At 35.7% G+C, this 13,003-nt stretch carries 11 protein-coding genes, 1 riboswitch and 1 other annotated feature; of the genes, 8 read left to right on the top strand and 3 right to left on the bottom strand.

The annotated features are described in order from the left end of the window. Nucleotides 1-41 precede the first annotated feature (41 nt). Nucleotides 42-101: riboswitch (Fluoride riboswitch) on the bottom strand. Between the two features lie 220 nt (nt 102-321). The 5 genes from ACHZK0_RS24820 (at nt 322) to tyrS (ending at nt 6,403) form a co-directional block, all read left to right on the top strand. Further along, nucleotides 322-1,380, top strand: coding sequence for an endonuclease/exonuclease/phosphatase family protein (locus ACHZK0_RS24820; RefSeq protein WP_270606341.1), 1,059 nt, complete (start codon nt 322-324; stop codon nt 1,378-1,380). A gap of 27 nt (nt 1,381-1,407) precedes the next feature. Further along, nucleotides 1,408-2,910 (top strand): DUF4077 domain-containing protein, encoded by a 1,503-nt coding sequence (locus tag ACHZK0_RS24815; protein ID WP_270606340.1) that lies wholly within the window; start codon nt 1,408-1,410, stop codon nt 2,908-2,910. A gap of 166 nt (nt 2,911-3,076) precedes the next feature. Beyond that, entirely contained in the window at nt 3,077-3,472 is a 396-nt protein-coding gene (locus ACHZK0_RS24810) for an SET domain-containing protein (protein WP_000573651.1), read from the top strand. 389 nt (nt 3,473-3,861) lie between these two features. Beyond that, on the top strand, nt 3,862-4,779 hold the full coding sequence (gene murB, locus ACHZK0_RS24805) for a UDP-N-acetylmuramate dehydrogenase (protein WP_061679268.1): 918 nt from the start codon (nt 3,862-3,864) through the stop codon (nt 4,777-4,779). A gap of 96 nt (nt 4,780-4,875) precedes the next feature. Beyond that, nucleotides 4,876-5,091, top strand: a binding site (T-box leader). A gap of 52 nt (nt 5,092-5,143) precedes the next feature. Then, a complete protein-coding gene (tyrS, locus tag ACHZK0_RS24800) occupies nt 5,144-6,403 on the top strand; it encodes a tyrosine--tRNA ligase (RefSeq protein WP_270606339.1) in 1,260 nt (419 codons plus the stop codon). A gap of 211 nt (nt 6,404-6,614) precedes the next feature. Here the strand turns inward: tyrS and ACHZK0_RS24795 are convergent, their stop codons facing one another. The 3 genes from ACHZK0_RS24795 to ACHZK0_RS24785 form a co-directional block, all read right to left on the bottom strand. Beyond that, the gene (locus tag ACHZK0_RS24795) at nt 6,615-7,793 is read right to left on the bottom strand and encodes an NAD(P)/FAD-dependent oxidoreductase (protein ID WP_097915657.1); all 1,179 of its coding nucleotides are present in this window, start codon (nt 7,791-7,793) and stop codon (nt 6,615-6,617) included. 44 nt (nt 7,794-7,837) lie between these two features. Next, complete coding sequence (locus tag ACHZK0_RS24790; RefSeq protein WP_001115312.1) at nt 7,838-8,278, bottom strand: DUF1641 domain-containing protein; 441 nt, start codon at nt 8,276-8,278, stop codon at nt 7,838-7,840. Between the two features lie 430 nt (nt 8,279-8,708). Then, entirely contained in the window at nt 8,709-9,056 is a 348-nt protein-coding gene (locus ACHZK0_RS24785; protein WP_262740533.1) for a winged helix-turn-helix transcriptional regulator, read from the bottom strand. 374 nt (nt 9,057-9,430) lie between these two features. On the opposite strand from ACHZK0_RS24785, the gene ACHZK0_RS24780 reads away from it, so the two are divergent. The 3 genes from ACHZK0_RS24780 to ACHZK0_RS24770 all read left to right on the top strand — a co-directional run bounded on the left by ACHZK0_RS24780 (nt 9,431) and on the right by ACHZK0_RS24770 (nt 12,484). After that, nucleotides 9,431-10,594 (top strand): MFS transporter, encoded by a 1,164-nt coding sequence (locus ACHZK0_RS24780; RefSeq protein WP_395761743.1) that lies wholly within the window; start codon nt 9,431-9,433, stop codon nt 10,592-10,594. Between the two features lie 16 nt (nt 10,595-10,610). After that, nucleotides 10,611-11,450: an aldo/keto reductase gene (locus ACHZK0_RS24775; protein WP_395760981.1), complete on the top strand. Its 840-nt coding sequence runs from the start codon at nt 10,611-10,613 to the stop codon at nt 11,448-11,450. A 113-nt stretch (nt 11,451-11,563) separates the two neighbouring features. Further along, on the top strand, nt 11,564-12,484 hold the full coding sequence (locus ACHZK0_RS24770) for a thioester domain-containing protein (protein ID WP_262740535.1): 921 nt from the start codon (nt 11,564-11,566) through the stop codon (nt 12,482-12,484). Nucleotides 12,485-13,003 lie beyond the last annotated feature (519 nt).

Raw genomic sequence — 13,003 nt, 5'->3', positions numbered from 1 at the left:
TAAAATAGCTTGCTCAAAAAAATAGACTCCTACCAGTAGTTATACTGGTAGGAGTCATTAGCTAAGCAGCAGTTATGGCGAACTCCATCGCCTATGATTATTACATATAGTGTACTAAAAATTGCATTGAATTTCCAGAGTGAAGAAGTGGAGTCGTTTTGTATGTATGTGATGGTTTAAGATAGGGTATTATGCTTATAAACTAAATATAGTGATATAAGGTTTTCGATGTGATAAAATATTTCTTATGTCTGTCATTCAGTTTTATTTAACTGAAAATAAAGGTAATTTAGTTATGTGTTTTAGAAAAGGGGCGTTTATTTGAAGAAATTATTAAAAATAGTACTTATATGTATTTTGATAGGAGCTTGCATTTTAGGTGGTTTTTTAGCGTATATGACACTTACAAAAGAAAAGCCAGCTGATGTTATAAGTTTAAAGGTGGAAAATAATAAGGAGCGTGTATTAGCGCCTGACAATGAGTTTAAAATTACAACATTTAATATTGGATATGCTGGATTAGATAAGGATCAAGATTTCTTTATGGATGGCGGAAAGGGATCTGGTTCAAGTAGTAAAGAGCAAACGGAAACGAATTTAAAGAATATGCTTTCGTTTTTAAAAAATGAGAATAGTGATTTTGCGTTATTACAAGAAGTTGATATAAAATCATTGCGATCTTTTGATGTAAATGGACATGAGTTTTTGAAAAAGGGACTACCTAATTATGCTTCGTCATTTGGAAAGAACTATGATACAAAATGGGTCCCTGTCCCAATTACAAGTCCAATGGGATATGCGGAGGCTGGATTAAGTACGTTTTCTAAATATAAAGTTCAAACAGCGGAGAGGTTCCAGCTTCCTGGAATGGAGCCTTGGCCAAAGCGTTTGTTTGATTTAGATCGAGCGATTGTTGAGCATAAAATTCCTGTTAGTAATGGGAAGTTTGTTAGACTCGTAAACTTACATTTGTCTGCTTATGATGAAGGCGGGAAAATTAGAAAGCAGCAAGTAGAGTATTTAAAGGAATATATGAACAAGCATTATAAAAATGGTGATTACGTAATAATGGGCGGAGATTGGAATCAATTACTTTCTGATGTTCAGTTAAGTGATCCGAAGTTTGTGAAAGAGCGTCCAGAATGGTTAGTAGAGTTGCCGAAGGACTTTACTGATGGTGGCTTTAAGTGGGCTGTAGATCCGTCTGTTATGACGGTGAGAGATGATGTGAAGAAGTATGTGGAAGGTGAAAACTTTGTCACGATTATTGATGGCTTTATCGTTTCACCGAATGTGGAGATTGTAAATGTACAAGGGAAAAATTTAAAGTTTGAGAATAGTGATCATAACCCAGTGAGTGCGGTCTTTAAGTTGAAGTAATTAAGTGTAGAAGGTGGGACTTTATATATGGAGTGGTTAAAGAAAACTTGTTTTTCTAACCTGGAGAAAGAATCACAGAAAAATCATTTATTGCTGTTTATCACGATTTGTAGTTTCTTCCTCGGAATAATCGCGATTGGGTATTACGGATATATTTTTACAGAGAGAGCAATCGCGTTTTGGGTTTGTGGTATTTCTGTCGTTGTATTTGGAACACTGCTTACTTTTATAGAAAGCATGGAAGCGATGTATAAATATATCATGACATTTATGTTGCTTATGATGTCTTTCATTATGGTACAAGCTTTTAATGAAAGCCCGGCTGTATTTCAAATGATCTACTTTACACTAGCCGTTTCACTTATTTATTTAAGTGAGCGTCTCGTTATCATTCTCGGCGGAGTGGCGGTTGTTATTACATTTATTCTTTGTAGTTATTGGCCGGAGCAATTTTTTGCTTATACAGCGGCATCTGAAGCTGCAAACTTCGCAAGCTTGTTAGCGATTGTAACGATCGCTATGTGGGGCGTAACGAAGATTGGATCTAATCTGCTGGCTCGTTTAAGTGATGAGAAGCAAGAGGTGATGAGGAAAGCTCAGGAGCTAGAAGAGACGCAAAGACTTATTGAGGAAACGGTTGTAAAGTTAGATAGTAATTTCAATCATTTAAGACAAAATATGAATACGTCGATGGAGTCGATGAGTGAAATTAATTTCGCTTTTGAAGAAGTGGCAGTTGGTACCCAATCACAATCAGAGATGATGCATCGTTCGGTAGAAGTATTGAATGATATGGAAGGAAATATTGAACAAATCATTTCTCAAGTAAGAAATGCGTCACTTCGTATGGATGAAAGTTTAGAAATTTCAAAGGGCAGTGTACATACTTTACGAAATTTTGAAGCGAATATGAGAAGTTTAAATGATGTTGTTTCACAATCAGGAATTATATTTAGAGATTTAATGATGCAGTCGAAGCAAATTAATGAAATTGTAGATGTAATAACGAATATTTCAAGTCAGACGAGTTTGCTAGCTTTAAATGCAAATATTGAAGCGGCAAGAGCAGGAGAGCATGGAAAAGGATTTGCTATTGTAGCGAATGAAGTATTAAAGCTTGCTGAAGAATCAAATCGTTCTGCGGGGAGAATTCAAGGTATTTTGAAGGATTTTAGTAATCAAGCAAGTAAAGTGGAAGTACAGGTAGAGAAATCAGAAAGAGTACAAGAAGAATGTAACGAAATGCTAGCAAGTGTTTTAACGAATGTAACAGATTTAGGGAAGTTTATTGATGTAATTAATGATGTAATGAGAGAAATTGTTGATCATCAAGAAAGTTTCCAAGTTAAAACGACGAATATCGTAAAGGATGTTACACATGCTTCCAATGTAATTCAGCAAACTTCTGCTGCTACGGAAGAAGTGTTAGCAAGTGTGGAAGAAGAAAAACATCGAAATGATACATCAGTGAAGACGTTACACACGGTTAGCGAGCAAGTGAAGTTGCTAGAAGATATTCTAGAAAAGTAATATTTTTTGAAAAGGGCACACCATATGTGCTCTTTTTTCATTTAAATGAATTCTTGATAGTAATTTAATTGCTTTTCTGCTCGTTTTCTGCCAAGCTTAAGGAGATAAAATTCAGCTAATAGCGGAATTAAAATACTTCAAAGAAAGAATTAAATAGGTGACGCATATGATTGAAGTTAAGACTTCTGAACTTAGTGATGGAGAATTTAATAGAGGTGTATTTGCAACTCGTGATATTAAAAAGGGTGAGTTGATTCACTCAGCACCAGTTATCTCTTATCCGAATGAGCAGCATGAACACATTGAGAAAACGTTACTTGCTGACTACGCATTTGAGTATGGGGTAAATCATACGGCATTCCTGTTAGGATACGGCATGTTATTTAATCATGCATATAATCCGAATGCAACGTATGAAATTGTCTTCGAGAATCATACGTTTAACTTCTTCGCTTATAAGGATATAAAAGCGGGAGAAGAAATTTTAATCAACTATAACGGTGAAGTTGATGATGACGAACTATTATGGTTTGATAAGGAAAAAGAAGAGAACGAAAAGTAATTTATAATAAGTGATGAAAAAGATGCTTTTACATAGGTAAAAGCATCTTTTTTTATTGATGAAAATAAAGTAAAGATTACAAAAAAATACCACTATATTTTCGTATGGTATAGTAAGATACTGAAGGATAGTGTGTTGAAAAAGTAATATATTTTACAAATTGTTGTCTTTCTGATGACATGTCAAGTTTAGTAGCCCATTTGGGTTGCTTTATTATGCAATATATATTTTAATATGAGTGGCACCTCTTATAAATTAAGAGGTTTATAGGTGTCTCGAATTGATTTTGGGTACACTGTATCCACCACTTTAGGTTCGTTCATGTATGTGGGGATATTATGGGCCCGTATAACGGGATAAAAAGAATATAGAAATAGAGGAATCGTAAAATGAATATGCAAGAGGTTTATAAATATTTAAGTACGGTATTGCCTGAAGGTCATGTGAAACAAGATGAAATGTTAAAGAATCATACGCATATTAAAGTTGGCGGAAAAGCAGATGTGTTCGTTGCGCCGACGAATTATGATGAAATTCAAGAAGTTATTAAATATGCTAACGAATATAATATTCCAGTTACCTTTTTAGGAAATGGATCGAATGTCATTATTAAAGATGGTGGAATTCGCGGGATTACAGTAAGTTTAATTCACATTACAGGTGTGACTGTAACGGGAACGACGATTGTAGCACAGTGTGGTGCAGCAATTATTGATGTATCACGTATTGCATTAGATCATAATTTAACGGGTCTTGAGTTTGCTTGTGGTATTCCAGGTTCAGTTGGCGGAGCATTATATATGAATGCTGGTGCTTACGGCGGTGAAGTATCGTTTGTGTTAACAGAAGCTGTTGTGATGACAGGTGATGGAGAGCTACGTACTTTGACGAAAGAAGCATTTGAATTTGGATACCGTAAGAGTGTATTTGCAAACAACCATTACATTATTCTTGAAGCGAGATTTGAGCTTGAGGAAGGTGTGCGTGAAGAAATTAAAGAGAAAATGGATGATTTAACGTTTAAACGTGAGTCAAAACAGCCTCTAGAATATCCTTCATGTGGTAGCGTATTTAAGCGCCCACCCAATAACTTTGCTGGTAAGTTGATTCAAGAATCAGGACTACAAGGTAAGCGAATTGGCGGAGTGGAAGTTTCTTTAAAACACGCTGGATTTATGGTGAATGTTGATAACGGAACAGCACAAGATTATATCGATTTAATTCACTTCGTACAAAAGACAGTTGAAGAGAAATTTGGAGTGAAGTTAGAGCGAGAAGTAAGAATTATTGGAGAAGATAAAGAATAAAAAATACGTATGAAAATGCGAATTATTTTAAAATAACATTTAGGTATTATTGACAATTTGTTTTCAATTCAATATAATGGCTAATAATTTAACAAATAACATACGCTGAAAGAGCCTAGTAGCAGTTTGTCACTGTTAATGAGAGAGCTAGGGGTTGCTGGAACCTAGCACAAACAAACTTGCGAATTACACTCTGGAGTATCTTAGGTAATGCTAAGCGGATTGGCAAACGATATTATTGCTAAGAGTGGTATGAGTAGCTATGCTATTTATACAAACTGGGTGGTAACACGGTGAATAATCGTCCCTATGTCATAGACATAGGGACTTTTTGTTTTCAAAAAAATAGAGGGGATGACAAAAGATGAATATTATTGATGAATTAGAATGGCGCGGCGCTATTAATCAACAGACGGACGAAGAAGGTTTACGTAAGCTAGTAGAAGAGAAAAAGATTTCACTATACTGCGGAGTTGATCCGACTGGTGATAGTATGCATATCGGACATTTAATTCCGTTTATGATGATGAAGAGATTCCAGTTAGCTGGCCATCATCCAGTTATTTTAATTGGCGGGGCAACAGGAACAATTGGTGATCCGAGCGGACGTCAATCAGAACGTCAACTTCAAACGCTAGAAGTCGTTCAGCGTAATGTGGATGCGCTAACAGCACAAATGAAAAAGCTATTTGATTTTGGCGGAAATAGCGAAGTGAAGATGGTAAATAACTACGACTGGACACATGAAATAAATATTATTGAGTTTTTACGTGATTACGGTAAGAACTTTAGCGTTAATAGCATGTTAGCAAAGGATATTGTAGCAAGTCGTTTAGATACAGGGATTTCTTTCACAGAATTTACGTACCAAATTTTGCAAGCGATGGACTTCCATCATTTATACACGAAAGAAGATGTTCAACTGCAAATTGGTGGTAGTGACCAATGGGGAAATATTACAAGTGGTTTAGATTTAATTCGTAAGTTAGAAGGGCACGAAGCGAAAGTATTCGGACTAACAATTCCGTTATTATTGAAATCTGATGGTACGAAGTTTGGTAAATCTGCAGGTGGTGCGGTTTGGCTTGATCCTGAAAAAACAACACCATTTGAATTTTACCAGTTCTGGGTGAATACAGATGACCGTGATGTAGTGAAATACTTGAAATACTTTACGTTCTTAACGAAAGAGCGCATTGATGAATTGGCAGCGAAGGTAGAAACAGAGCCTCATAAACGTGAAGCACAAAAAGTATTAGCGGAAGAAATGACGAAATTCGTTCATAGCGAAGAGGCATTTTCACAAGCCGTGAAAATTACAGCAGCATTATTTAGCGGAGATATTAAATCGTTAACAGCTGATGAAATTGAACAAGGCTTTAAAGAGATGCCAACATTCCAGTCTTCAAAAGAGACGAAAAACATCGTAGAATGGCTAGTTGATTTAGGAATTGAACCATCTAGACGACAAGCGCGTGAAGATATTAATAATGGAGCTATTTCGATGAATGGCGAAAAGGTAACAGATGTGGGGACAGATGTTACTGTAGAAAATTCATTTGATGGACGATTTATCATTATTCGTAAAGGGAAGAAGAACTACAGCCTAGTTAAATTAGGATAATGAATGAGGTTGAAAATTATATCATCGATTTACCGACAAAAGATGACAATAAAAGCTGTTCCAAAACGGGGCAGCTTTTATTGTCAAAAGTCAGTATATTTTGATAATTATAGAGGATTAACTTATTCTTCTGCCGAATAAGTAAGTTAGAGAAAATTACGGATAAAAATAGCCCGAATCATGCAGGGCATGATTCGGGCTTATATTCAGATTAGTAAGCTAAGCTGAATAGACCTTTAATGTGTGATAAGTAACGAACGTTACTTGCTTCTTTCATTAATGATGCTGGTAAGCCTTTAAGTGGAGTATTGCTTGCTCCGATTGTAGCAACAGCATCTTTACGTCCTAGACTAGCAAGTGTTCCAGAGTTTATAGGTGCGAACTCTTCGAATGCTTTGCCTTCTAGTGCTGCGTATAAGTTGTATCCAATTAACTCACCCATTTGCCAAGCGATTTGTGCAGTTGGTGGGTATGGACGTCCGTCTGGAGCGAAGACAACAGCGCTGTCTCCAGCAACGAATACGTCTTTGTGAGAAGTAGATTGTAGGTATGCATCAACTGTTGCACGACCACGGTTTACTTCAAGACCTGATTCACCGATTAATGGGTTACCTTGTACGCCACCTGTCCAAACGAATGTGTTAGCAACAAGTTTTTGACCGTCTTTTAAGTCGATTTCATTGCCAGCAACGTTTGTTACAGGAAGACCAGTTAAGAATGTAACACCGCGTGCTTCTAGGCTAGTAGTTGCACGTTCGATTAAGTGGTCTGGTAATACTGGAAGGATTTTTGGACCTGCTTCAACAAGAAGAAGTTTAACTTCTTTTGGGTTTACGCCGTGGCTTTTTGCAAGTTTAGGCATAATGTCAGCAAGCTCACCAACTAGCTCAACGCCAGTTAATCCGCCACCACCGATTACGATTGTAGCATCAGCTTCGTTTTTCGTTTTCGCGTATTCACGAATACGGTCTTCAACGTGTTTGTAGATTTTGTTTGCATCAGCAGCAGATTTTAATACCATGCTGTTTTCTTCTAGTCCTGGAATACCGAAGTAAGCAGTTTTACTTCCTAAAGCAACTACAAGTGCATCGTAAGATAAAGTAGTGCCACCAGCTAGTTTAATTTCTTTGCTATCAACTGAGAATGACTCAACTGTTGCAATTTTAAGATCGATGTCTTTACCTTTGAAAAGCTTTGTAAGTGGCATTGCAATTGCTTGCTCAGCAACGTTACCAGCTGCAAGGCGGTGTAGTTCAGTGATGATTTGGTGCGTTGGGTATTGGTTAATCACTGTAACTTGTGCTTCTGATTTGCTGTAATATTTACGTACGTTTAAAGCGGCAAGAAGACCGCCATAACCAGCGCCTAAGATGACAATTTGTTTTGACATAGTATGATATCCCCCGTCTTTACTAATTGTTGTTATAAGTTAAATTATTTATTGTTACGTTCTGCACTAATTTGAAGGTATGCGTTCACAAAGCGGAACATTTTTTGTGCTTGTGGGTCTTTTAATAATTTTAATAGACCGAACAGGCCGATAACTTCGTTGCTTTCGTCAGCACGATCTTTCGCTTCGATAGCAGTAGCAGCCATGCCTTTCACTGTATCTTTTACAGGCTCTACAAGCTCTGTGATTGCACTAACAGTGTCGCTTTTTAATACTTCATCAGTAGCAACAGTTTGAGCGAAGTCATAAGACTTAGTTAAAATGTTAACAAGCTCAGTTAATTTTGGAAGCTGTTCTACTAGTGTAGTTAATGATTCTTGTACCTCAGGTTTTAACAACTGATCAAGTACATCAAGTTGTCCTTGGCTAGCAGAAATTTGTACAGTTTCTTGTTCTGGCTTTGTTTGAGTCATAGTTTCTGGCATCTCCAATTCTCCTTTACGATAGCAATACTCTTATTTTTGATAGGTAAGATAGTAAACGCTTGCGAAACTTTATACAAAGTTTCACAAAGCACAATAAAATGCCTTTAAATTTATGACAGCAAGTAAGCTGAAATCATAAATCCAAAACCATAATGTCCTACCTATTATTTATGAACTGTCCGATACTTGGCTTGTCCGCATAATGGAAAGTTCCTTTATCGGAAAGTGTATATAATATATATCCTATATTATATACTATATACACCTATGTTAACATAAAAATGATTCCTAATTATTTGATATTAAGTGTATAACGTAGTACTGACAAGGTGTGAAAGCGCATAAATTATTTTGTTAAGCTAAGAAATGTACGTATATATAAATAAAAAAAGGAAAAAATGGACAAATTTATGTTCATTTTTTCCTTTTTTTATTGTTCACCTTCTGTAATTAGCATCGATGTGTTACCTTCTTTTTCAAGATGGCATTCGCCCCAGGAACAAAGAGAATCAAGAATGGATTCTAAAGACCAACCGTAGTCTGTAAGGGAATACTCTACTTTCGGTGGTACTTGATTGTATACCTTTCTTTGAATAACTCCATCTTCTTCTAACTCGCGTAATTGCTGTGTTAACATCTTTTGTGTAATACCAGGCATAAGACGTTTTAATTCACTCGTTCTCTTTGTACCTTTCGTTAAGTGACAAAGGATAACAACCTTCCATTTTCCGCCGATAACTTCTAAAGTCGCTTCTACAGGAATATTGTATTTCTTCATATAAAGCCCTCCTTTTGTAAGTAAAGTAAGCCAAATCATACAAATGTTACTTTTTAGTACCTATAGCACTTTAAAGTACGTACTTTTTATCATGTTAAATATGTTTCATAATAGCACATGTAAGAGGCAAATGAGTAGTACATTACTGAAAAGTGACTATGTTACTTTTTGGTGCCTATAGTACTTTAAAGTGCGTTCTTCAAAAAAAGAATGAAACCATTCATAATAGCATTTGTAGAGATTAAATATATTTTTTTAGAAGATAAAAGGGCCTTTTTATCACACTATTATGATTGGATTTCTTGTAATAAGGAGGAATTCAATTGAGTTCATATACAGTACCATCTTCGGAAGTTCAGACGAATCGAAGAAGTATGTTTGCTTTATTAGCACTAGCAATTAGTGCGTTTGGGATTGGTACGACCGAGTTTATTAGTGTCGGTTTACTACCATCTATTTCGAAAGATTTAAATGTTTCAGTTACAACAGCCGGTTTAACGGTTTCCTTATATGCGTTAGGAGCAGCAGTAGGAGCTCCTGTTTTAACAGCGTTAACGGCAAGTATGTCGAGAAAGACATTATTAATGTGGATTATGGTTATTTTCATTATTGGTAATGGTATCGCGGCGGTAGCGACAAGCTTCACTGTACTAATTATCGCAAGGATTGTAGCTGCGTTTGCACATGGTGTGTTTATGTCGATAGGATCTACAATTGCGGCTGCGATTGTACCAGAGAATAAACGTGCTAGTGCTATTGCGATTATGTTTACTGGATTAACAGTTGCAACTATTACAGGTGTGCCAATTGGAACGTTTATCGGTCAAGAGTTTGGCTGGAGAGCGTCATTTATGGCGATCGTTGTAATTGGAATTATTGCTTTTATCGCGAATAGCATACTCGTCCCATCCAATTTAAAAAATGGTGTACCTGTATCGTTTCGTGATCAATTCAAACTAATTAAAAATGGAAGACTGTTACTTGTTTTCATTATTACTGCACTTGGATACGGCGGTACATTCGTAACATTTACGTATTTATCACCGCTATTACAAGAAGTAACAGGATTTGAAGCAAGTACCGTTACGATCATTTTATTAGTGTATGGAATCGCCATTGCGATAGGGAATATGGTCGGCGGAAAATTATCGAATCATAATCCGATTCGAGCGCTATTTTACATGTTCTTGATTCAAGCGATTATATTATTTGTTTTAACATTTACAGCGCCATTTAAAGCAGCTGGATTCATCACAATTATTTTCATGGGACTATTCGCATTTATGAATGTTCCGGGGCTACAAGTATATGTAGTTATATTGGCAGAGCGCTTTGTTCCAAGTGCGGTTGATGTTGCTTCAGCAATTAACATTGCCGCATTTAACGCAGGGATTGCTTTAGGTTCTTATATAGGTGGCCTTGTTACGAATTCATTAGGATTAATCCATACTGCTTGGGTAGGTGGCCTTATGGTAGTAGGTGCTGTAATTCTAACAGCATGGAGTATGACATTAGAAAAAAGAGATCAAGTAAAATAAAAGGAGAGAAAATAAAATGAAAAACTTACAAAGTAAAGCAGTATTAAATAATGGTGTAGAAATGCCTTGGTTCGGTTTAGGTGTATTTAAAGTAGAAGAAGGACCAGAACTTGTAGAAGCTGTAAAATCAGCGATTAAAGCTGGATACCGCAGTATCGATACAGCTGCAATTTACGGAAATGAAAAAGCTGTAGGTGAAGGAATTCGTGCAGGTATCGAAGCAACTGGTATTTCAAGAGAAGATTTATTCATCACTTCAAAAGTATGGAACGCAGATCAAGGATATGAAGAAACAATTGCTGCATACGAAGAGAGCTTAAAGAAATTAGAACTAGATTATTTAGATCTATTTCTTGTTCACTGGCCTGTAGAAGGAAAATATAAAGATACATGGAGAGCGCTAGAAACACTTTATAAAGAAGAGCGTGTACGTGCAATTGGTGTAAGTAACTTCCAAATCCATCACTTACAAGATGTAATGAAAGATGCAGAAATTAAACCAATGATTAACCAAGTAGAATACCACCCTCGTTTAACACAAAAAGAACTACAAGCTTTCTGTAAAGAACAAGGTATTCAAATGGAAGCATGGTCACCACTAATGCAAGGTCAATTATTAGATAACGATACATTACAAGTAATTGCTGAGAAACACGGTAAAACGACAGCGCAAGTTATTTTACGTTGGGATCTTCAAAATGGAGTAATTACAATTCCAAAATCAACGAAAGAACACCGTATTATTGCAAATGCTGATGTATTTAACTTTGAATTAACGAAAGAAGATATGGAAAAAATCGATGCGTTAAATCAAAATCACCGCGTTGGTCCAGATCCTGATAACTTCGATTTCTAAGATTAAAGTAGGAAAGAAAAAAGAGTGCCTTTATGCACTCTTTTTTTGTGCATAAAAATATTTTCTAATTAAATACTACTTAGTATTAAGTTTGTTATTAAGGGGCTGTAAACATGAATATAAAGCAATCGTTCAAACTTTTAGCTATGTTTTTAAGTGTTTTATTTCTGTTATTCCCGCTTCAAAAAGCATTTGCAGAAGTTATGGATCATACAAAGTATGAAATGGATTGGAGTTATAGTAAGTCCAAAAAGAAGCCAATCCGAACAGAACTTATTAAAACGGCAGATGGCAAAATTGCCTTTTGTTTAAATGTAGATTTGAAATCTCCAAGTGGTCAAGACTTACCGGAAATGGGGAAAGTGGATATTAACGTGTACCGCGTACTATTGAATGGATATCCACAAAAGAGTCCACAAGAATTAGGTGTTTCTGATTGGAGAGAAGCACATTATGCAACGCAGCTTGCAGTATGGAATGCGTTAAAACAAATCGATATTAATGATTTAGATTTCCGAAATAAAAATGTAGAAAAGGTAACGAAAGACATTGTTGCAAAAGCAAATGCTAGTGAAGAATTACAAGAAATTACGATGAGCGTTGTGCCATCAGAAGAACAACAAGCAGTATTGAAAAATGATTTCTTTGAAACAGGTTTATATACAGTAGAAACAAATGCGAAAAGCGGAACGTATAAAGTGCAAGCAACAGGTGCACCAGCGGGCGCGAAGTTTGTAAATGAAAAGGGCGAAGCAAAAACGGAATTTAATGTGGGAGAAAAGTTCCGCATCTTAATTCCGAAACAAACACCAGCTGGTGGATTTAGCTTTAAAGTAATAGGGAAATTAACGAAGCTACAAGGTATCGCACATAAGGGCACACCAACAATTCAAAATGCAGTCGTATTACTTGAACGAAGTGAGGAAAAAACAAGTCCGGAGTTATCGGTAAGTTGGAAAAAAACACATAGTCATGACCACGATAATAAACCATATACTCCAAATGAACCACATAAACCGAATCAAAAGAGATAATGAAAAAGCATTGGCCGTGTGCCAATGCTTTTTCTGTGAACGATAAAATTATATTAAAAAAATTAAATGTGGGATAAAAGTACTGTTTATACAGTTTAAACTTTATTTAGAAATAATATAAATATATTGAAATTCAAACGTTACAATTAATAGATTATATTCACAAAATTGTAACATTATTCTGATTGGAAAGGCTATCAAACAGTGTGGAAAGCGTGTAAAATTCAGTTGGAAAAACTACCTATAGATGGTCATATATGAAGAAAATGTAAATTTCTATTATTATTCATAACTTTAGATGTATAGATGACAATACTGAAAATATATCTTTTACTATTCTCTTTTTTATGTAGAGAGAACTCATCACAAGTAGAGGGAAGTGAGGAGGATACGTTACATAAAAAATTTTATAATGTAAGAAAGCGAATACATGGAGAGGAATGCGGTAGTAATTGATACAGGTGTGCGAGGTGTTAGTCTATTTATTACATGTTTTTATAAAAATAATAGGATGTCTTA

It is taken from the genome of Bacillus sp. 3G2, from assembly GCF_044324725.1.
Lineage (GTDB): Bacteria > Bacillota > Bacilli > Bacillales > Bacillaceae_G > Bacillus_A > Bacillus_A mobilis.
Note: the sequence above shows the minus strand (reverse complement) of the source record. Positions and strands in the feature narration are given on the sequence as shown.